Annotated in this window: 17 protein-coding genes; 8 read left to right on the forward strand and 9 right to left on the reverse strand. The window is 74.2% G+C overall.

The window, feature by feature from the left end; genetic code table 11:
• Positions 1 to 3 precede the first annotated feature (3 nt).
• From eda to edd, 3 genes are all read right to left on the reverse strand, one after another.
• Positions 4 to 621, reverse strand: coding sequence for a bifunctional 4-hydroxy-2-oxoglutarate aldolase/2-dehydro-3-deoxy-phosphogluconate aldolase (eda, locus tag C229_RS0119355; protein WP_018656758.1), 618 nt, complete (start codon positions 619 to 621; stop codon positions 4 to 6).
• A gap of 430 nt (positions 622 to 1,051) precedes the next feature.
• Complete coding sequence (gene glk, locus C229_RS0119360) at positions 1,052 to 2,026, reverse strand: glucokinase (protein ID WP_018656759.1); 975 nt, start codon at positions 2,024 to 2,026, stop codon at positions 1,052 to 1,054.
• The gene (edd, locus tag C229_RS0119365; protein WP_018656760.1) at positions 2,023 to 3,861 is read right to left on the reverse strand and encodes a phosphogluconate dehydratase; all 1,839 of its coding nucleotides are present in this window, start codon (positions 3,859 to 3,861) and stop codon (positions 2,023 to 2,025) included. Before edd ends, glk begins: the two co-directional genes overlap by 4 nt.
• A 121-nt stretch (positions 3,862 to 3,982) precedes the next feature.
• Here edd and C229_RS33040 point away from each other — a divergent pair, with 121 nt between their 5' ends.
• Positions 3,983 to 5,509 (forward strand): ROK family protein, encoded by a 1,527-nt coding sequence (locus C229_RS33040; protein WP_026313946.1) that lies wholly within the window; start codon positions 3,983 to 3,985, stop codon positions 5,507 to 5,509.
• Positions 5,510 to 5,537: 28 nt separating this feature from the next.
• Positions 5,538 to 6,632, forward strand: coding sequence for a baeRF2 domain-containing protein (locus C229_RS0119375; protein WP_018656762.1), 1,095 nt, complete (start codon positions 5,538 to 5,540; stop codon positions 6,630 to 6,632).
• A 94-nt stretch (positions 6,633 to 6,726) separates the two neighbouring features.
• On the opposite strand, the gene C229_RS0119380 is transcribed toward C229_RS0119375, so the two are convergent.
• The 3 genes from C229_RS0119380 to C229_RS0119390 all read right to left on the reverse strand — a co-directional run bounded on the left by C229_RS0119380 (position 6,727) and on the right by C229_RS0119390 (position 8,542).
• Complete coding sequence (locus C229_RS0119380; protein WP_018656763.1) at positions 6,727 to 6,972, reverse strand: hypothetical protein; 246 nt, start codon at positions 6,970 to 6,972, stop codon at positions 6,727 to 6,729.
• 146 nt (positions 6,973 to 7,118) lie between these two features.
• Entirely contained in the window at positions 7,119 to 7,874 is a 756-nt protein-coding gene (locus tag C229_RS0119385) for a nucleotidyltransferase domain-containing protein (protein WP_018656764.1), read from the reverse strand.
• Positions 7,871 to 8,542, reverse strand: a complete 672-nt coding sequence (locus C229_RS0119390; protein ID WP_018656765.1) for a nucleotidyltransferase domain-containing protein — start codon at positions 8,540 to 8,542, stop codon at positions 7,871 to 7,873. Before C229_RS0119390 ends, C229_RS0119385 begins: the two co-directional genes overlap by 4 nt.
• Positions 8,543 to 8,657: 115 nt before the next feature.
• On the opposite strand from C229_RS0119390, the gene C229_RS0119395 reads away from it, so the two are divergent.
• The 6 genes from C229_RS0119395 to C229_RS0119420 all read left to right on the forward strand — a co-directional run bounded on the left by C229_RS0119395 (position 8,658) and on the right by C229_RS0119420 (position 16,037).
• Positions 8,658 to 10,277, forward strand: coding sequence for a glycoside hydrolase family 13 protein (locus tag C229_RS0119395; protein WP_018656766.1), 1,620 nt, complete (start codon positions 8,658 to 8,660; stop codon positions 10,275 to 10,277).
• 150 nt (positions 10,278 to 10,427) lie between these two features.
• Entirely contained in the window at positions 10,428 to 11,693 is a 1,266-nt protein-coding gene (locus C229_RS0119400; RefSeq protein ID WP_018656767.1) for an ABC transporter substrate-binding protein, read from the forward strand.
• Positions 11,694 to 11,763: 70 nt separating this feature from the next.
• Positions 11,764 to 12,735 (forward strand): carbohydrate ABC transporter permease, encoded by a 972-nt coding sequence (locus C229_RS0119405; protein WP_018656768.1) that lies wholly within the window; start codon positions 11,764 to 11,766, stop codon positions 12,733 to 12,735.
• On the forward strand, positions 12,732 to 13,607 hold the full coding sequence (locus tag C229_RS0119410) for a carbohydrate ABC transporter permease (protein WP_018656769.1): 876 nt from the start codon (positions 12,732 to 12,734) through the stop codon (positions 13,605 to 13,607). Before C229_RS0119405 ends, C229_RS0119410 begins: the two co-directional genes overlap by 4 nt.
• On the forward strand, positions 13,604 to 14,980 hold the full coding sequence (locus tag C229_RS0119415; RefSeq protein WP_018656770.1) for a GH1 family beta-glucosidase: 1,377 nt from the start codon (positions 13,604 to 13,606) through the stop codon (positions 14,978 to 14,980). Before C229_RS0119410 ends, C229_RS0119415 begins: the two co-directional genes overlap by 4 nt.
• 46 nt (positions 14,981 to 15,026) lie before the next feature.
• Positions 15,027 to 16,037, forward strand: a complete 1,011-nt coding sequence (locus C229_RS0119420) for a LacI family DNA-binding transcriptional regulator (RefSeq protein ID WP_018656771.1) — start codon at positions 15,027 to 15,029, stop codon at positions 16,035 to 16,037.
• Here the strand turns inward: C229_RS0119420 and C229_RS0119425 are convergent.
• From C229_RS0119425 to xylB, 3 genes are read right to left on the reverse strand one after another with little or no spacing between them, the layout of a single operon-like run.
• Positions 15,997 to 17,397 carry a GH1 family beta-glucosidase gene (locus tag C229_RS0119425; RefSeq protein ID WP_018656772.1) on the reverse strand — a complete coding sequence of 467 codons (1,401 nt, stop codon included), beginning with the start codon at positions 17,395 to 17,397 and terminating at the stop codon, positions 15,997 to 15,999. The two genes, C229_RS0119420 and C229_RS0119425, sit on opposite strands and share 41 nt — an antisense overlap.
• Before the next feature lie 53 nt (positions 17,398 to 17,450).
• Complete coding sequence (xylA, locus tag C229_RS0119430) at positions 17,451 to 18,611, reverse strand: xylose isomerase (protein WP_018656773.1); 1,161 nt, start codon at positions 18,609 to 18,611, stop codon at positions 17,451 to 17,453.
• Positions 18,608 to 20,002: a xylulokinase gene (xylB, locus tag C229_RS0119435; RefSeq protein WP_018656774.1), complete on the reverse strand. Its 1,395-nt coding sequence runs from the start codon at positions 20,000 to 20,002 to the stop codon at positions 18,608 to 18,610. Before xylB ends, xylA begins: the two co-directional genes overlap by 4 nt.
• Positions 20,003 to 20,131: the final 129 nt, after the last annotated feature.

The following is a 20,131-nucleotide window of genomic DNA, read 5'->3' on the forward strand; positions in this document are numbered from 1 at the left end:
GCCTCAGAGCGCGGCGGCGGCGCGGGCCAGGGCCTCCACCCGGTCCCAGTCGCCGGCCGCGACGGCGTCGGCGGGCGTGAGCCAGGTGCCGCCGACGCAGCCGACGTTCGGCAGCGCCCGGTACACCGGCGCGTTCGCGGGCGTGATGCCGCCCGTGGGGCAGAAACGGGCCTGCGGCAGCGGCCCGGCCAGCGCCTTCAGGTAGGGCGCGCCGCCCGCCGCCTCGGCGGGGAAGAACTTCAGCGCCCGGACGCCCTCCTCCAGCAGCGCGAGCGCTTCGGAGGCGGTCGCGACGCCCGGCAGGAACGGCAGCCCGGTGGCGGTCATCGCGTCCCGCAGGCTCGGCGTGCAGCCGGGACTGACGAGGAAGCGGGCGCCCGCGCGCGCGGCGGCGTCGGCGTCGGCGCGGCGCACGACCGTCCCCGCGCCGACGACCGCGTCCGGTACCTCGGCCGCGATCCGCTCGATGGCCGCGAGCGCTGCGGACGTCCGCAGCGTCACCTCCACGACGGGCAGGCCGCCCGCCACCAGTGCCCGCGCGAGCGGCACGGCGGCGTCCGCGTCGTCGACCACGACGACGGGCACGACGGGCGCGAGGTCCAGCAGTTCAAGGGCGTTCATGCGACCTCCAAGAAACGACGCAACCGATCCGACGCGAGCTGAAGCCCGTCACGGCACCACCCGTACGACCTCCGGCAACAGCACGGCCGAGCCACCCGCGAACACGACTCCGACACGGCACCGATGCAACCTCCGGCAACAGCACGGCCGGTTCGGTCGCGAACAGGATTCCGGCGCGGCACCGCCGACCTCCGGCAACAGCACGGCCGAGCCGCCCGCGAACACGACTCCGACACGGCACCGATGCGACCTCCGGCAACAGCACGGCCGGTTCGGTCGCGAACAGGATTCCGGCGCGGCACCGCCGACCTCCGGCAACAGCACGGCCGAGCCGCCCGCGAACACGACTCCGACACGGCACCGATGCGACCTCCGGCAACAGCACGGTCGGTTCGGTCGCGAGCGAGGTTCCGGCGCGGCGGCGCGGCGTTCACGCGAACTCCAGTGGCGGCGCGGGCGCCCGGTCCGCCGGGAGGAGCGCGGCGGCGCCGAGCAGCGCCGGGCACGGGTGGGTGATCAGGCGCGTCGGGATGGCCGCGACGTAGTCGGATACAGGTGACTTCAGCTCGAAACGGGTGCGGAACGGACTCCGCGCCAGAAAGTCCGCGATGCGCGGCAGGATGCCGCCGCCCAGGTAGACGCCGCCGGTGGCGCCGAGCGTCAGCGCGACGTTGCCCGCGAACGCGCCGAGCAGGCCGCAGAACATGTCCAGCGTCGCCGCGCACAGGGGGTCGTCCTGCCGTTCGCAGATCCGCGCGGCCGTCAGCGGCTCGGCCGGGACGCCGCGCAGCGCGGCCAGGTGCCCGTGCAGGCGGGCCAGCCCGGCGCCGCAGAGCACCAGTTCGGCCGAGACCGATCCGTGCTCGGCGCGCAGGCGCCGCAGGACGGCCGTCTCCTCGTCCGTCGCGGCGGGCAGGTCGGCGTGACCGCCCTCCCCCGGCAGCGGCAGGTGACCGCCCGGGATCGGGGCGAGCCCGGCCGTGCCCAGGCCCGTTCCGGGGCCGACCACCGCGACGACGCCGCGCGCGTCGGGCGACGCCGGGCCGATGGCGCGGACGTCGCCGGGGCCGAGGACGGGCAGCGAGCGGGCCAGCGCGGCGAAGTCGTTGACGACCGTCACCTCGGGCAGTTCCAGCGCCCGCGCGACGCGGGCGGCGGAGTCGGCCGCCCATCCGGCATTGTTCAGGCGGAACCGCCCGTTCACCACCGGACCGGCGATGGCCAGACACGCGGCCTCGATCCGGGCGTCAGGCACGTACTGCCTCAGATAGGCGGCGGCCGCCTCGGACAGCCCCGGATACGCACGCGTCGGCAGCGCCGCCACATGCTCGGGCGAACCGCCCGGTTCGGCCACGAGTCCGAAGCGTGCGTTGGTGCCGCCGACGTCCGCGACGAGGGCGTTCATCGGAAAACGCCCGCGCCCAGCTCCGCCGGGCCGACCGCCGCGCGGAACGCCGCGAACAGCTCCCGTCCGGTGCCCCGGCCGCTCTCGGGAGCGCCCCCGCCGGGCTCCCGGGCGGCGAACTCGGCGTCCGCCACCAGCACCTCCAGCAGTCCCTTGTCCGGGTCGAGCCGGATGACGTCGCCGTCGCGGACCCTCGCCAGCGGGCCGCCCGCCGCCGCCTCCGGCGACACGTGGATCGCCGCCGGGACGGCGCCCGACGCGCCCGACATGCGGCCGTCCGTCACCAGCGCGACGCGGTGGCCCCGGTCCTGGAGGACCGACAGCGGCGGCGTCAGCCGGTGCAGCTCGGGCATTCCGTTGGCGCGCGGCCCCTGGTACCGGACGACGACGACCACGTCGCGGTCCAGCTCGCCCGCCGCGAACGCGTCCTGGAGCGCCTCCTGCGACGCGAACACCCGCGCCGGCGCCTCCACGACGCGGCGACCCGGGTCCACCGCCGACACCTTGACCACCGCGCGGCCCAGATTGCCGCGCACCGTGTGCAGACCGCCGTGCGCCTCGAACGGCGCGCCGACCGACCGCAACACACCGGTGTCCCCCGACTCCCCCGCAACACTCCGCCAGACCACCCCATCCTCACCCAGCTCGGGCACCCCCCGGTACCCGGGGTCCGAGGCGTCGTGGTGGGCGGAGAGGGTGGGGGCGCCGACTGTGCGGGCGTCGGCGTGGAGCAGGCCCGCGTCGAGTAGTTCGCCGATGAGGAAGGCGGTGCCGCCCGCCGCGTGGAAGTGGTTCACGTCGGCGGTGCCGTTGGGGTAGAGGCGGGTGAGCAGCGGGGTGACCTCCGACAGCGCGTCGAAGTCGTCCCAGGTCAGGTCGATTCCGGCGGCGGCGGCCATCGCCACCAGGTGCAGCGTGTGGTTGGTGGAGCCGCCCGTGGCCAGCAGCGCGACGACGCCGTTGACGAACGCGCGTTCGTCCAGCACGTCCGCGATCGGGGTGTAGGCGGGGCCGAGGTCGGTCAGCTCCAGGACGCGGCGTCCGGCGGCGTCGGTGAGGGCGTCGCGCAGCGGCGTGCCCGGCGTGACGAAGCTCGCGCCCGGCAGGTGCAGGCCCATGACCTCCATGAGGAGCTGGTTGGAGTTGGCCGTCCCGTAGAAGGTGCACGTTCCGGCCGCGTGGTAGGACGCGGACTCGGCCTCCAGCAGCTCGGCGCGGTCGGCCTCGCCCACCGCGAACCGCTTGCGCACGGCGGCCTTGGCGGCGTTCGGCAGCCCGGACGGCATCGGCCCGGCGGGCACCAGGATCGCGGGCAGGTGCCCGAACGCGAGCGCGCCGATGACCAGGCCGGGGACGATCTTGTCGCAGACGCCGAGCAGCAGCGCGCCGTCGAACATGTCGTGCGAGAGTGCGACGGCCGTCGCCATCGCGACGACGTCGCGGCTGAACAGCGACAGCTCCATGCCCGCGCGGCCCTGGGTGATCCCGTCGCACATCGCCGGGACGCCCCCGGCGAACTGGGCGGTGCCTCCCGCGTCGGCGATGACGGACTTGAGGCGGTCTGGGTAGTCCTTGAGCGGCTGGTGCGCCGACAGCATGTCGTTGTACGCCGACACGATCGCGATGTTGGGCGTGACGTCGCCGCGCAGCCGCAGCTTGTCGGCGGGGCCGCAGGCGGCGAAGCCGTGCGCGAGGTTGGCGCAGCCGAGGCCGCCGCGCGCGGGCCCGGCGGTGCGGGCGTCGGCGACGCGGGCCAGGTAGGCGGCGCGGCCCTCCGCGCTGCGCTCGGCGAGGCGCGCGGTGACCCGGGCGAGGACGGGGTGCGGGCTGCTCATGGACACGGGAACCTACCCGGGCTTCGGCATCCGGACAAGAGACTTCGGGAAACTCAACTTACCTAAGTGGTCGATCCTCGGGACATCGACAGGCCGAAGTCCGGCGTGCTTGACTGGCCGGATGAGCAGACGCCCCGCGACCAGCGGCGAGGTGCTGCGGCTGGTCCGGGAGGGCGTCGCCACCCGCGCCGACCTCGGCCGCGTCACCGGCCTGTCCCGCCCCGCCGTCGCCGCCCGCGTCGCCGAACTGCTCGCCGCCGGGCTCCTCACCGAACGCGACGGCGGCCCCTCCACCGGCGGCCGCCCGCCCGCCCGCCTGGAGTTCGCCGCGACGGGCGGCGCCGTCCTCGTCGCCAACCTCGGCCACTCGCGCGGCCAGATCGCCGTCTGCGACCTGGCCGGCACCGTCCTGGCCGAGGCTCCTGCCGACCCGCCCCCCGACGCCACCCCCGCGCAGATCCTCCCCCGCGTCCTCGACCAGTGGACCGACCTCCTCACCAAGACGGCAATCCCCCCGCACCACGTGCACGGCGCGGCCCTGGCCATCCCCGCCGCCGTCAACTCCGGTCCGCCCCCGAACGAGCCACCCGTCACCGCCCCCACGGGCGCCCCCCGGCCGACATCCGCCCAGGCACGCCATGCCGCCCCCGCCAGCGAACCCAGGACGAACCCGGACAAGCGGCGCGGCACCACCCCCACGAGTGACGCCACACTCGGCGCCGGAGCGCTGGTTTCTGCCGGTGGAACCGGGACGAACCCGGGTGGGCCACCCGGCACCGCCCCCACGGGTGACGCCGCGTTTGGTGGCGGAGCGTTGGTTTCTGGCGGTGAGCACGTGAGCAGCGCGGATCGGGTTCCGGGTTCCGGGTTCGGGGCGGAGCAGGGGGGCGGGGTCGGTGTTCCGGGGGTTCGGGGTGGTGATCCGGGGTTCGGCTGGGTGGTGGGGGACGTCGCGGCCGCTGTGCGGGAGCGGTTCGGGGTCGTGGCCGATGTGGAGAACGAGGCCAATCTCGCGGCGCTCGGCGAGCACGCGGCCGGGGCGGCGCGGGGTGCCGATGATGTGCTGTTCGTGAAGGTCTCCACCGGTATCGGCGCGGCGCTCATCATGGGTGGGCGGTTGCAGCGCGGGGCGCTCGGCGCCGCCGGGGAGATCGGGCACGTGCGGGTCGCGGAGGGCGGTGACGTCGTCTGCCGGTGCGGGGGCGTCGGGTGCCTGGAGGCCGTCGCGGGCGGCGCCGCGCTGCTCGCCCGCTCCCCCGCCGCCGACCTGGCCGGGCTCGCCGCGCTCGCCCGGGGCGGCGACCCGGCGGCCGTCGCGCTCGTCCGCGAGGCGGGACGGCGCATCGGCACCGTCGTCGCGGACGCGGTGAACCTGCTCAACCCGTCGCTCGTCGTGCTCGGCGGCGACCTCACCGCCGCCGCCGAACCGCTGCTGGCGGGCGTCCGCGCCGCCGTCTACGAGCGCGCCACGGCCGTGGCGACGAGCCGCCTGCGCATCGAGCCGAGCCGTCTGGGCGACGCCGCCGGGCTGCGCGGCGCCGCCGCGCTCGCGCTGCGCCGCGTCCTGTCGCCGGACGCCGTGGACGCCGCGCTCAGCGCGCCAAGGAGCGGCAAATCACACTCAACGAATGCGGCGCCGGAGGATTAGGACGCGCGCAGACGCGCAGCTAGAGAGTATGGATCTGGAGTTTCTGCGACCGCTGTACGCGTCCACCGGCCCCGTCGCCTCGGTGCACCTGGACACCTCCCGCGACACCGCGGACGCCGACAAGCAGATCGAGCTGCGCTGGCGCGCCCTGCGCGACCGCCTCGCCGGGCAGGGCGCCGACAAGGCCACCCTCGACGCGCTGGAGGAGGTCGTCGGCGGCGTGCGCGGCATCGGCGGGCCGCAGGGCGAGGCGCTGTTCGCGTCCGGCGGCCGGGTGCTGGCCGTCCACACGATGACGCGCCCGCCCGCGCGCGACCACGCGTCCTGGCTTCCCGTCCCCGACCCGTTCGACCTGGTGCTCGACCGCGACCACCAGCTCCCCTACGTCGTGGTGGCGATCGACCGCGAGGGCGCCGACATCGACGGCTACCACGCGGCGGCGCACGACCCGGCGACCGAGCGCAGCTTCAACGGCAGCACGCTGCACATCCAGAAGGTCCGGACGGGCGGCATGGCGCAGGCCACCTACCACCGCCGCTCGGAGAACCTCTGGGCGGAGAACGCCGCGCACACGGCGGCGGACGTCGAGAAGGCCGTCAAGCGGGTCGACGCCGAGGCGATCTTCGTCGCGGGCGACGACCGCTCGATCAACATGATGCGCGCGCACCTGGAGAAGCTCGGCCCGCCGGTCGTCGAGATCCCCGGCGGACGCGACGACGGCGCCCAGGACCGGCTGCGCGAGGCCCTCGACGCCGCGCTGGAGAAGGAGATGATCGGCAACCACGACGCCGCCCTCGCCGACTTCCGCGCCCGCGAGGCGCAGGGCACCGCCGTCGAAGGCACCCCGCGCACCCTCCAGGCGCTCTCGGACGGGCAGGTCGAGACGCTGCTGCTCGGCGCGGACCGTCCCGAGGACGAGCCCTGGCTCTACGCGTCCGCCGAGTCGCCGCTGCTCGTCGCGACCGACCCGAACGGCCTCGACAGCCCCACCGACCCCGTCCATGCCCCGGCGACGACGCTGCTGCTCCGCTCGGCCGTCCTCGGCGACGCGGGCTTCACCGAACTCCTCGATCACGGCGACCCGACCGAGGGCACGGCGGCGACGCTCCGCTACACCCTCTGAGCCGCCGCCGGGCATGGCGATGCCCGCCGGCGTGAGCGGGCACGCGCTCGGGCCGGCGGGCATCGGGTGGTTCAGGGGACGGCCGGTCCCTGGCTCAGCGGGTGCCGGGCAGGTGACGGCCGTCCTTGTCGACGACGGAGCCGTTGTAGCAGTCGCCGGACTCGTCGCTGACACCGAGCACGTTGCGGATGGCCGCGCCGATGCCGACGATGTCGATCGAACGGCAGGTCTGGATGCCGATGATCTGCGTGTTCTGGTTGTCGTCGGCCTGAGCCGGGGCGGCGAAGGCCGTGAAGCCGGCCACGCCGATCAGCCCAGAGACGATCAGTCGCTTGAGCACTGGATCTCCGTTTCTTGGACATGCTTCGGTCCGGCCGGTAAACCCCGGCCGGGCACGGAGCGATGCCATCGCATCGCAAACGCCCCGGCAACGAGAACTGCCGAGCCTTTCCCGAAACATTGCCTTCTCCGGACCCTCGGTTACTCTTATGCCCGCCCCAGCCGCACCCGGACGACGAATGCGTGCAAATCAACCTCTGCCGGTGATTCATCCGGAAGGTTCGACTTGTCGCGCTCATGCGTCAGCCGCTCGACGAGCCCCGCGACGTCGTCAGCCAGCCGCGCGTGCGACGGCGCCCAGGACGGCAGCCCGCCCCGCTCCGCCGCCGCCTTCGCCGCGATGAGGTCGGGCAGGTAGTCGGGCCCGTACTCGGGCGCCAGCCGCGTCAGGTCGGCCTCCACCTCGCCCGTGCGCATCAGGTGGATGCCCGTGTGCAGCGCCCGGTGCGTGTAGAGCAGCGCCTTGAGCCCGCCGTGCTCCTGGAACGCCCGCCACCTCGCCTGCCCGAACCCCAGGTAGTGGTGCGCGAAGCGGGTCGTGACGAGGCGGGGCAGGTGGCCGCGCAGTTCCTCGTGCTGCGGCGTGGTCTCCACGACGAGCGGCGAGGCGAGCTGCTCCAGGACGTCGCCGCTGCGCCGCAGCAGCAGCGTGCAGAACTTGGCGAGGTCGTGGGTGACGACGTCGGCCTCCACGCCGTCGTGGTCCCACATGCGCGTGAACGTCGTGCGGCCCTCGGTGAGGCCGACGAGTTCCTCCAGGGGAAGGAGGTGGACGCCGCGCAGGTCCACGTCGGAATCGGCGGACGGGAAGCCGTACAGGTGCGCGCCGCTGACGGTCACGAACGCGCGCGGGTAGGGGTGGAGTTCGGCCATGCGGGCGTGCAGGCCCTCGGGGAGTCTCACGCGGCCAGGCTCCTTCGGCGGACGTCGGTCAGGAAGTTCTCCGCGCGGGTTCGGTCGGGGGTGGCGGGGAGGGCCGAGGGGCCCGTGGTGATCTGCGTGGTGAGGCGGTCGCGCCAGGCCGTCACGTCCGGCCAGGGGACCTCGCCGCGGCGGACGGCCAGCAGGGGTTCGCGGAGGGCGCCCACCTCGACCAGCGGTTCGCCGTGCCGGACGAGGTGCGCGCCGCTCTCCAGCAGCCGGAGCAGGTGCATGACGTGCTTCCAGCGGATCTCGCCGCCGTGGGTGCGGGCGTGGTTCTCCGCGCGGCGCAGTTGCGTCCGCGCGTAGTGCAGGAACGTGTCGCGCGCCCGCTCGGACAGGAACGCCGTCCGCAGCGCCAGCAGCTCCTCTCCGACGGGCGTGACGACCTCCCGCAGCGGTGACCACAGGCACTCCAGCACCGTCGGGTTCGCGGCCAGGGCCAGCGTGACGAACCGCTCGATCTCCCAGGAGAACTGCTCGGGGAGCGGTCCGTCGAGGTGGGTGGGCGGCTTGTCCAGGCGCCAGAACAGCGCGGCCGGGGCCGCGAAGACGCCGCGCCGGTCGGTGTCGCTGGCGTCGGTCGCCAGCCCGTAGGCGCGGGAGCCGGTGACGACCGACAGCACCGTGTGGTCGAGAAGTGCGGACATGGGCGGCAAGGCTGCCGCATCCGCCCAGAGCACGACAACCGAGATTGCCGGGTTCGGCGGCGCGCGACCGGGCATCGTGATCGCGGACGATCCGTGGGACGAGGGAGCAGACGCGATGACGCAGGAGTCCGTTCGCGCGACGTCGGCCGCGGCGACCGGCGGCGACCGCTGGTGGCGCGACGCGGTGATCTACGAGGTGTACGTGCGGTCGTTCGCGGACGCGGACGGCGACGGCGTGGGCGACCTGGACGGCATCAGGTCCCGGCTGCCCTACCTGGCCGGGCTCGGCGTGGACGCGCTGTGGATCACGCCGTTCTACCCGTCCCCCATGGCCGACTTCGGCTACGACGTCGCGGACTACCGCGCCGTCGACCCGCTGTTCGGTGACCTGGAGGCCGCCCAGGCCCTCATCGACGACGCCCACGCGCACGGCCTGCGCATCATCGTCGACCTGGTCCCGAACCACACCTCCGACCGCCATCCGTGGTTCCGCGCCGCGCTCGCCGCCGGGCCCGGCTCGCCGGAGCGGGCCCGGTACGTCTTCCGCGACGGGCGGGGCCCGGACGGCGGCGAGCCCCCCAACGACTGGGAGTCGGTGTTCGGCGGCTCCGCGTGGACGCGCGTGCCGGACGGCCAGTGGTACCTGCACCTCTTCGCCGTCGAGCAGCCCGACCTGGACTGGGAGCACCCCGAGGTCCACGACGAGTTCCTCGACATCCTGCGCTTCTGGCTCGACCGGGGCGTGGACGGCTTCCGGGTGGACGTCGCGCACGGCATGGTGAAGGCCGCCGGGCTGCCCGACGTCGGTGACGCCGCGCAGAGCGGGATGCTCGGCAGCGTCGTCGTGCCGTACTTCGACCAGGACGGCGTGCACGACATCCTGCGCTCGTGGCGGCGCCTGCTGGACTCCTACCCGGGCGGCCGGATCGGCGTCGCCGAGGCGTGGGCGCCGACGCCGGAGCGGCTCGCGTACTACACCCGCCCGGACGAGATGCACCAGGCGTTCAACTTCCACTACCTGACCGCCCCGTGGGACGCTGGCGCGCTCCGCGACGTCGTGGACGCGTCGCTGGAGGCGGCCCGCGAGGCGGGTTCCCCGGCGACGTGGGTGCTGTCGAACCACGACGTCCGCCGCCACGTGACCCGCTACGGCGGGGGCGCGACGGGCGTCGCCCGCGCCCGCGCCGCCGCGCTGCTGACGTTCGCGCTGCCCGGCTCGGTATACGTCTACCAGGGCGAGGAGCTGGGCCTGCCCGAGGTGCTGGACCTGCCCGCCGAGGTGCGCCGCGACCCGCAGGAGGCGCGCGGCGCGGGCGAGGGACGCGACGGCTGCCGCGTCCCGGTGCCGTGGTCGGGCGACGCGCCGCCGTTCGGTTTCGGCGCGGGGTCGAGCTGGCTGCCGATGCCTCCTGACTGGAAGGCCCTGACCGTGGAGGCGCAGGACGGCGACCCCGGCTCGATGCTCGCGCTCTACCGCGAGGCGCTGGGCGTCCGCCGCGACCATCCCGCCCTGCGCGCCGACGCGTCGTTCTCCTGGCTGCCCGCGCCGCTCGGCACGCTCGCCTTCGTCCGCGCGGGCGGCGGCGCGACGCTGGCCTGCGCGGTGAACCTCGGCGACGCCCCGGCGGAACTCGCGCCGGGCACGCCGCTGCTGGCCAGCGGGCCGGTCCGGGAGGCGGCCGACCGGATCGTCCTGCCGCCCGCGACGGCGCTCTGGTGGACGCCCGCCGGCTGACCGCGCCGCATCACGGTTGGGTCACGGGGATTGACAGTGACGTGGCTCACGGTCTTTTCTTCGTGGGAGCGCTCCCACACCCACCCACCCTGAAGCGAGAGGGGCCCGCGGATGCGAGGCAACGGACGGAACGGACCCCGGTTCCTGGCAGTGGCGGCCATAACCGCGCTGCTCGCGAGCACGGCCGTCGCCTGCGGCGGCGGAGACGACGCCGGCTCCGGCGACGTCGAACTGACCGTCGACACCTTCGGCGAGTTCGGCTACGAGCAGCTCTACAAGCAGTACGAGGCGTCGCACTCCGGCGTGAAGATCAAGCAGCGCAAGGTCTCGGTGCTGGACGACTACATCCCGCGCCTCCAGCGCTGGATCGCCACCGGCAGCGGCGCGGGCGACGTCGTCGCGCTGGAGGAGGGCATCCTGCCCGCCTACATGCAGCAGCCGGACAAGTTCGTGAACCTCTTCGACCACGGCGGACGCGAACTCCAGAACGACTACCTGCCGTGGAAGTGGCAGATGGGCGTCACGCCCGACGGCAAGCGGCTCGTCGGCCTCGGCACCGACATCGGGCCGCTCGGCCTGTGCTACCGCAAGGACCTGTTCGCCAAGGCGGGCCTGCCCACCGAGCGCGACGAGGTCACCGAGCTGTGGCCGACGTGGGACGCGTTCCTGGAGACCGGCAAGCGGTTCCAGGCCAAGGAGCCGAAGACCAAGTGGCTCGACGGCCCGGCCGCGCTGCTGCGCGCCACCGTCCTCCAGGACGCGGGCGCGGGCCCCGGCCACAGCTACTTCGACAAGGCGAACAACCTCGTCGTCGAGACGAACCCGGCGGTGCGGTCGGCGTTCGACAAGGTGCTGAAGTTCCAGGAGGCCGGGCTCACCGCCGACATGCAGATCTTCACTCCGCCGTGGCAGACGGCGCTCAAGCGCAGCACGTTCGCGACGCTGCCGTGCCCGTCGTGGATGCTCGGCGGCATCGAGGAGTTCACCGGCGCCGAGGGCAAGGGCAAGTGGGACGTCGCGGGCGTGCCGGGCGGGTCGGGCTACTGGGGCGGCTCGTGGCTGGCCGTGCCCAAGCAGAGCAAGCACCCGAAGGAGGCGGCGGAGCTGGCGAAGTTCCTGTCGAGCCCGCAGGGCCAGATCGGCGCGTACAAGGACAAGAACACCTTCCCGTCGTCGCCGCAGGCGCAGCGCGACCCGGCCGTGGCGGGCGCGACCAGCGCCTACTTCAGCGACGCGCCCACCGGAAAGATCTTCGGTGACATGGCGTCGCAGGTGAGGCCCGTCCACCTCGGGCCGAAGAACGAGGACGTCCGGCAGGCCGTGGAGAACGTGCTGATCTCGGTCGGCCAGGGCCGCGTCAAGCCCGGTGACGCCTGGGCCCGCGCCGTCGAGGCGGCGAAGAAGGCCGCGCGCTAGCCCGGCCCGATCGCCCGGGGGCGCCGCCCGGCGGCGGCGCCCCTCCCCCGGCCTCCCCGGAAAGGACGTCATGAGCCTCGATCTGCGGCCCGCCCGCACCGACCGGCGGGCGCGCCCCGCCGCCAAGGCGCCGCCGCGCAGCCGCCTCGCCCGGTTCGAGCTGAAATTCTCCCCCTACCTGTTCATCTCGCCGTTCTTCCTGGTGTTCCTCGTCTTCGGCGGGTTCCCGCTCGTCTACACGCTGTGGGTCTCGCTGCACGACTGGGGCCTGCTGTCGGGGAACCGCGACTTCGTCGGGCTGGACAACTTCGCGTACCTGGCCGGGGACGGTGACTTCTGGCGCGCGGTCGTCAACACCGTCGGCATCTTCCTGCTCGCGACGATCCCGCAGCTCCTGCTGGCGCTCGGCGTCGCGGCGGCGCTCGACCGGCGCATGAAGGCGAGCACGCTGTTCCGCGTCGGGATGGTCGCGCCGCTGGTCACCTCGACCGCCGCCGTCGCGATCGTGTTCACGCAGATCTTCGACCGCGACTTCGGCGTCGTGAACTACCTGCTCGGCCTGGCCGGGATCGGCCCGATCGACTGGACGGTCGCGCGCGGCTGGTCGTGGGTGGCGATCTCGGCCATGGTCAACTGGCGCTGGATCGGCTACAACGCGCTCATCTACCTCGCCGCGATGCAGGCGATCCCGCGCGACCTGTACGAGGCCGCCGCGATCGACGGCGCGTCCCGGCTGCGCCAGTTCTGGCAGATCACCGTCCCGCTGCTGCGTCCGACGATCGTCTTCACGGTGATCATCTCGACGATCGGCGGGCTCCAGCTCTTCACCGAGCCGGTGCTGTTCGGCGCCGGTTCGTCCAACCGGATGGACGGGGGCGCGATGCACCAGTTCCAGACGATCACGATGTACATGTTCGACAACGCCTTCGGTGAGGACCGCTACGGCTACGGGGCCGCGATCGCCTGGGCGCTGTTCCTCATGATCATCGCGTTCTCGCTGGTGAACTTCCTGCTGGTGCGGCGCGCGGGAGGCACCCGGTGACCGCGCCGCTCGCGGCGCGCGTCCGCCGCCGTCCCGGCCGGATGCGCGGCCTGTGGGACGCCAGCCCGCTCACTTACCTCGCGCTCGTCGTCGCGATCGTGCTGTCGCTGTTCCCGATCTACTGGATGATCGTCATCGCGACGCGCGGCAACGACGTCGTCGCGGACGTCCCGCCGCCGATGCTGCCGGGCGGACAGTTCGGCGAGAACGCAGCGCGGCTGTTCGCCAATGAGGACGCCTACTTCCTCAAGGGCCTGCTGAACTCGGCGGTCGTGTCGGGTGCGGTGACGCTGTCCACGGTGTTCTTCGCGTCGCTGGCCGGGTTCGCGTTCGCCAAGCTGCGCTTCCGGGGACGCAACGCGCTGCTGCTGACGATCGTCGCGACGATGATGATCCCGGTGCAGATGGGCATCATCCCGCTGTACATGATCATGGTGCGGCTGGGCTGGCAGAACAGCCTGCAAGCCGTGATCGTCCCGTTCCTGGTCACCGGGTTCGGCGTGTTCATGATGCGGCAGTACGCCGACCAGGCCGTCCCCGACGAGCTGATCGAGGCCGCCCGCGTGGACGGCTGCACCACGTTCGGCATCTACTGGCGCGTCGTGCTGCCCGCGCTGCGCCCGGCGGCGGGCGTCCTCGGCCTGCTGACGTTCATGCAGACGTGGAACGAGTTCATGTGGCCGCTCGCGGTGCTGAACCCCGACAACCCGACCGTCCAGCTCTCCATCAACAACCTCGCGAACGCCTACTTCGCGGACTACTCGCTCATGTTCGCGGGGACGACGGTCGCGGTCCTGCCGCTGCTCGTCGTCTTCGTGATCTTCGGCCGCCAGATCATCGGCGGCATCATGGAAGGTGCGGTGAAGGCGTGACCTCCTTCGCGTTCCCCCCGTCGTTCCGGTTCGGCGCGGCCACCGCCGCGTACCAGATCGAGGGCGCCGCCGCCGAGGACGGGCGCGGCCCGTCCATCTGGGACGACTTCTGCCGCACCCCCGGCAAGGTCCTGCACGGCGACACCGGCGACGTCGCGGTGGACCACTACCACCGGTACGCCGACGACATCGCGCTCATGCGGGACCTCGGGCTGCGCGCCTACCGGTTCTCGATCTCCTGGCCGCGCGTCCAGCCCGCCGGGACCGGGCCGCTCAACCCGGCCGGAGCCGACTTCTACCGGCGCCTCGTCGACGGCCTGCTGGAGGCGGGCATCGAACCGTGGCCGACGCTCTACCACTGGGACCTGCCGAGCCCGCTGGAGAAGGCGGGCGGCTGGCCCGAGCGCGACACCGCCGCCCGCTTCGCGGACTACGCCGCCGCGATCCACGACGTGCTCGGCGACCGCGTCCGGAACTGGACGACGATCAACGAGCCGTGGTGCGCGGCGTTCCTCGGCTACGCCTCCGGCGAGCACGCGCCCGGCCGGGTCGAACCGGCCGCCGCGCTGCACGCCGCGCACCACCTGCTGACCGGGCACGGCCTGGCCGTGCGGGCGATGCGGGCGCAGCGGCCCGGCAACCGGTTCGGCGCCGCCGTCAACCTGTACGCGGTGTCCCCGGAGACCGGCGACCCGGCCGACGCCGACGCCGCGCGGCGCGTCGACGGGATGCAGAACCGGTTCTTCCTCGACCCGCTGTTCCGGGGCCGCTACCCCGCCGACGTCCTCACCGACCTGGCGCCGTACGGGTTCGACCCGTCCGGCACCGAGGTCGCCGCGCAGCCGCTCGACCACCTGGGCGTCAACTACTACAGCCGGTTCACCGTCTCGGGGCTGCCCGGGACGGCGGCGCAGGCGGTGTCGTCGCCGTACTCGACGCTGTCGCCGTGGGTCGGCAGCGAGTCCGTCCGGTTCGTCGCGACGGGCCGTCCCGTCACCGGCATGGGCTGGGAGATCGACGAGAGCGGCCTGCTGGAGGTCCTGACCCGGCTGCACCGCGAGTATCCGGCGGTGCCGCTGCACATCACCGAGAACGGCGCCGGCTACGACGAGGACGCCGCCCCGGGCGCGACCGTGGACGACCGGGAACGCATCGCCTACATCGCCGCCCACCTGCGCGCCTGCGCCCGCGCCCGCGAGCGCGGCGTGCCGCTGGAGGGGTACTTCGTCTGGTCGCTGCTGGACAACTTCGAGTGGTCCTGGGGGTACTCCAAGCGGTTCGGGCTCGTCCGGGTCGACTACGCCACCCAGGAGCGGACGCCCAAGGCCAGCGCGCGCTGGTACGCGGACGTCATCGCGAACGGCTCGCTGTAGCCGGGGGCGTGCGGTAAAGGTGGTGCATCGCGGCGAAGGGGGAGCCATGGCGGAGCGGAGCGCGCGGCCGACGCTGGAGGAGGTCGCGGCGCGGGCGGGGGTCGGGCGCGGCACGGTGTCGCGGGTCGTCAACGGCTCGCCGCGGGTCAGCGCGCAGGCGCGCGAGGCGGTGCTGAAGGCGATCGACGAGCTGGGCTACGTGCCCAACCGGGCGGCCCGCTCGCTCGTCACCCGGCGCACCGACACCGTGGCGCTCGTCGTCGCCGAGTCCGAGCAGCGGCTGTTCGGTGAGCCGTACTTCGCCGGGATCGTCCGGGGCATCAGCACCGTCCTCGGGGACACCGGGCTGCAACTGCTGCTGGCCCTCGCCCGGTCCCCGCAGGAGTACGCGCGGCTCGCGGACTACCTGACGCCGCAGCACGTGGACGGCGTGCTGCTCGCCTCCCTGCACGCGCAGGACCCGCTTCCCGCGCGGCTGGAGGCGGGCGGCACGCCGACCGTGCTCGGCGGCCGCCCGCCCGGCGTCACGCCCGTCAGCTACGTGGACGCCGACAACCGCTCCGGTGCCCGCGAGGCCGTCGAGCACCTGGTGCGGACGGGCCGCCGCCGCATCGCCACGATCGCCGGGCCGCAGGACATGGGCGTCGGCATCGACCGGCTCACCGGCTACCGCGACGCGCTCACCGCCGCCGGGCTGCCCGAGCTGGTCGCCTACGGCGACTTCGGGGAGCCGTCCGGCATCGCCGCCGCCGAGGAGCTGCTGGCCCGCGACCCCGCGCTGGACGCCGTGTTCGCCGCCGACGACCCGATGGCGCTCGGCGCGCTGCGCGTGCTGCGGCGGCACGGGCGGGACGTGCCCGGGGACGTCGCCGTCGTCGGGTTCGACGACTCGGCGGCGGCGCCGCTCGCGGACCCCCCGCTCACGACCGTGCACCAGTCGGAGGAGGAGATGGGCCGGGAGATGGCGCGGCTGCTCGTCTCCCGGATTCGCGGCGAGGCCGTCGCCGAACCGGTCGTCATCCTGCCGACGCGTCTCGTGGTGCGCGAGTCCGCCTGATCGTGTCGCGGTACCAGCGGGCGCTGTCCTTCCAGGTGCGGCGCCCGGTCGGGTAGTCGACGCGGATCAGGCCGAACCGCTTGGAGTACCCGTGCGCCCACTCGAAGTTGTCCAGCAGCGACCAGGCGAAGTAGCCGCGCACGTCCACGCCGCGCACGGCGGCGCGGGCGACGGCGTCGATGTGGTCGTGCAGGTAGGCGATGCGGTCGGCGTCGTGGACCTCGCCGTCCGGGCCGGGTTCGTCGGGGAACGCGGCGCCGTTCTCGGTGACCGTCAGCGGCACGCCGGGATGGTCGCGGTGCAGCCGGACGAGCAGTTCCTCCAGCCCGGACGCGTCGATCGGCCAGCCCATCGCGGTCAGCGGGCCGCTCGGCGCGGGGAACTCCACGTCGTCGCAGCCGACGAACGGGGACGCCGCCGCGACCGCGTGCCCGTGGCCGTTCGCGGGGGCGCCGTCGCCGCGCCACATCCGGACGCGGGTCGGGTTGTAGTAGTTGACGCCGAGGACGTCAAGGGGCTGCGCGACGTCCGCCAGGTCGCCGTCGCGGACGAAGGACCAGTCGGTGACGGCGGCGGTGTCGGCCAGGACGTCGGCGGGGTAGGCGCCGTCGAGCATCGGGCCGAGGAAGACGCGGTTGGCGACGCCGTCGGCCTTGCGGACGGCCTCGGGGTCGCCGCGGAAGTGGTGGACGTTCAGCGTCACCGAGTACCGCGCGGGGCTCCGGACGACGCCGCGCAGCGCGCGCAGCGCGAGGCCGTGCCCGAGGTTGAGGTGGTGCGCGGCGGCCAGGGCGGCGGCGGGGTCGGCGCGGCCGGGGGCGTGCACGCCCGAGCCGTAGCCGAGGAACGCGGTGCACCACGGCTCGTTAAGGGTCGTCCAGGTGTGCACGCGGTCACCGAGGACGCGGCCCGCCTGCTCGGCGTACTCGGCGAACCGGTGCGCGGTGTCGCGCGCGGGCCAGCCGCCGCGGTCCTCCTCGTCCTGCGGGAGGTCCCAGTGGTAGAGGGTGGCGACGGGCTTGACGCCGCGTTCCAGCAGGGCGTCCACGAGCCGGGAGTAGAAGTCCCAGCCCCGGGGGTTGGAGTGCCCGCCGGGCAGGACGCGCGGCCAGGAGATCGAGAACCGGTAGGCGTCCAGTCCGAGGTCCGCGACGGCGGCGACGTCCTCGCGCCAGCGGTGGTAGTGGTCGGTCGCGACGTCGCCGGTGTCGCCGTCGCGCACCCGTCCGGGCGTGCGGCTGTAGGTGTCCCAGATGGAGGGGGCCCGACCGTCCTCGGCGGCGGCGCCCTCGATCTGGTAGGCGGCGGTGGCGGCGCCCCACAGGAAGCCGGCGGGGAATCGGCGGGTGCTGTCGGTCACCCCCGCATCCTATGGGAGCGCTCCCATTCTGTCAGCCTCCGGTGCCCGGCGGCTCAACGGACCCCGTACAGGTGCTCCAGCGCGAGCTGGTCCAGGCGCTCGAAGGCGGCGCCGCGCGCGGCCAGGGCCGCGATGTCGAGGGACGCGGCGCGGACGTCGCGCCAGGTCTCGCCCGGGGCCAGGGTGGGACGGGCCAGCTCGTCCACGCGGGCCTCCCGCAGCGCCTCCGCGACGTCGGGGTCGGCGCGGAAGGCGCGGGACTTGGCGCGCAGGATCAGCCAGTTGCGCATGCAGGCGCGCGCCGACGCCCAGACGCCCGCGTCGTCCTCGGTGCGGGGCGGCTTGAAGTCGAAGTGGATCGGGCCCGCGTAGTCGCTCGCGTCGATGAGGTCCGCGACCCAGAAGGCGCCGCGCGCGTCGCCCGCGCCGAAGCGCAGGTCCTGGTCGTAGCGGGGGCCGTGCTGGCCGTTGAGGTCGATGTGGAACAGCTTGCCGTGCCACAGCGCCTGCGCCAGGCCGTGCGCGTAGTTGAGCCCGGCCATCTCCTCGTGCCCGACCTCGGGGTTGACGCCGACCAGCTCGGGCCGCTCCAGTTCCCCGATGAACGCCAGGGCGTGCCCGACGGTCGGGAGCAGCAGGTCGCCGCGCGGCTCGTTCGGCTTCGGCTCGATCGCGAACCGCAGGCCGTACCCCTGGTCGGTGACGTAGGCGCCGAGCACGTCGAACGCCTCCTTGTAACGATCCAACGCGACACGGACGTCCTTCGCCGCCCCCGACTCCGCGCCCTCCCGGCCGCCCCAGCACACGTACACCTCCGCGCCCAGCTCGGCGGCCAGGTCGAGGTTGTCCATGACCTTGCGCAGCGCGAACCGGCGGACGTCGCGGTCGTTGGCGGTGAACGCGCCGTCCTTGAAGACGGGGTGGCCGAACAGGTTCGTCGTCGCGGTCGTGACGACGAGGCCCGTCGCGTCCAGCGCGCGGCGGAACGCGGCGATCCGCTCGGCCTTCTCGGCGGCGGACGCCTCGAACGCGTACACGTCGTTGTCGTGGAAGTTCACCCCGTACGCGCCGATCTCCGCGAGCCCGGCGACGGCGCGTTCGGCGGACATCGGCGGGCGGGTGGCGGGGCCGAAGACGTCCACGCCCTGCCAGCCGACCGTCCAGAGGCCGAACGAGAAACGGTCCTGCGGCTGCGGGGCGTACGGGTCGGTCATGGGGTGCCTTTCTGCGGGAGGGCGGGAGCGGCGTCGCGCAGCGCCGCGTAGCGGGCGCGGGCGTCGCGTGCGGTGGCGGGGTCGGCGGTGTGCTCGGTGGCGGGCGGATCGGGCCAGTCCGGCGGTCCGGGCGTGCCGCGCAGCGCCCAGGCGGCCTGCCGGGCGGCGCCGCGCGCGACGTACTCGTCCGGGCGCGGGACGGTCACGGGACGCCCGAAGAACGCCGGGGCGAGCGCCCGGACGGCCGCGTTCGCGGCGCCGCCGCCGATCAGCAGGACGCGGCGCGGCCGGACGCCCTGCGCCGCCAGGTGCCCCACGGCGTCCGCGAGCGAGCACAGCAGCGCCTCGACGGCGGCGCGCGCGAGGTTCGCGGGAGTCGCGTTGCGGGTAGTGAGTCCGGTGAGGACGCCGGAAGCCTCGGGGCGGTCGGGGGTACGCTCCCCGTCCAGATAGGGCAGGAACGTGAGCCCGTCCGCCCCGGGTGCGGCGGTCAGCGCCAGCCGCGCGAGGTCGTCCACGGCCACGCCGGTGAGCGCGGCGGCCGACGTCAGCACCCGGGCGGCATTCAGCGTGCAGACCAGCGGCAGGTAGCGTCCGGTCGCGTCCGCGAACCCCGCCACCAGCCCGGACGCGTCGGCGGCGGGCGTCTCCGCCACCGCGTACGCCGTCCCGGACGTGCCGATCGACACCGCGACGTCCCCCGGGCGCAGCCCGAGGCCGAGCGCGGCGCCCATGTTGTCGCCGGTGCCCGGCGCGAGCGCGGCGCCCCACGGCGTCGTGCCGACGCGTTCGCCGGGCGCGGCGACGCGCGGGACGGCGGGCGCGTGGCCGAGCGCGGCGCGGAGCAGGTCGTCGCGGTACTCCCCGGTGGCGGGCGACCAGTAGCCGGTGCCGGACGCGTCGCCCCGGTCGGTGACGGGGGCGTCAGCGCCGAGGCGCAGCGTCAGGTAGTCGTGCGGGAGCAGGACGGTCGCGACGCGGCGGGCGCGTTCGGGCTCGTGCTCGGCCAGCCAGCGGAGCTTCCCGACGGTGAACGCGGCGAGCGGGACGCTGCCGACCGCGTCCGCCCACGCCTCCGGCCCGCCGTGCCCGGCGACCAGGGCGCGGGCCTGCGGGGCCGAGCGGGTGTCGTTCCAGAGCAGCGCGTCGCGGACGGGCGCGCCGGTCTCGTCGAGGGCGACCATGCCGTGCTGCTGCGCGGCGACGGCAACCGCGTCGGCGCGTTCGAGGAGGTCGCGGACCGTCTGGAGGGCGTCCCACCAGCGGCGGGGATCGACCGAGGTGCCGTCCGGGTGCGGCGCGGCGGCGCGGGCGACCTCCGTCCCGTCCTCGGCGCGGCACAGCAGGACCTTCACCGACTGCGTCGAGGAATCGACTCCGGCGACGAGCATGTGACCTCCCGCACACCACGCTAGACGGGCGGCGCACCGCCGGACAACGCGCCCCGGCCCGGCGTGTGATCATGAACGCTTGACAGCGTGGGCCGGGGAACGGGAGATTGTCCACCGCCGGGACAGGAA

The sequence above is a fragment of the Actinomadura flavalba DSM 45200 genome (genome assembly GCF_000374305.1).
GTDB classification, from domain to species: domain Bacteria; phylum Actinomycetota; class Actinomycetes; order Streptosporangiales; family Streptosporangiaceae; genus Spirillospora; species Spirillospora flavalba.

Excerpts from the sequence above, each read along its gene's own strand:
- xylB (WP_018656774.1), bottom strand. The coding sequence starts at position 20,002 with ATGCTCGTCGCCGGAGTCGATTCCTCGACGCAGTCGGTGAAGGTCCTG.
- xylA (WP_018656773.1), bottom strand. The coding sequence starts at position 18,611 with ATGACCGACCCGTACGCCCCGCAGCCGCAGGACCGTTTCTCGTTCGGC.
- C229_RS33040 (WP_026313946.1), top strand. The coding sequence starts at position 3,983 with ATGAGCAGACGCCCCGCGACCAGCGGCGAGGTGCTGCGGCTGGTCCGG.
- edd (WP_018656760.1), bottom strand. The coding sequence starts at position 3,861 with ATGAGCAGCCCGCACCCCGTCCTCGCCCGGGTCACCGCGCGCCTCGCC.
- C229_RS0119420 (WP_018656771.1), top strand. The coding sequence starts at position 15,027 with ATGGCGGAGCGGAGCGCGCGGCCGACGCTGGAGGAGGTCGCGGCGCGG.
- eda (WP_018656758.1), bottom strand. The coding sequence starts at position 621 with ATGAACGCCCTTGAACTGCTGGACCTCGCGCCCGTCGTGCCCGTCGTC.
- C229_RS0119405 (WP_018656768.1), top strand. The coding sequence starts at position 11,764 with ATGAGCCTCGATCTGCGGCCCGCCCGCACCGACCGGCGGGCGCGCCCC.
- C229_RS0119375 (WP_018656762.1), top strand. The coding sequence starts at position 5,538 with ATGGATCTGGAGTTTCTGCGACCGCTGTACGCGTCCACCGGCCCCGTC.
- glk (WP_018656759.1), bottom strand. The coding sequence starts at position 2,026 with ATGAACGCCCTCGTCGCGGACGTCGGCGGCACCAACGCACGCTTCGGA.
- C229_RS0119395 (WP_018656766.1), top strand. The coding sequence starts at position 8,658 with ATGACGCAGGAGTCCGTTCGCGCGACGTCGGCCGCGGCGACCGGCGGC.
- C229_RS0119390 (WP_018656765.1), bottom strand. The coding sequence starts at position 8,542 with ATGTCCGCACTTCTCGACCACACGGTGCTGTCGGTCGTCACCGGCTCC.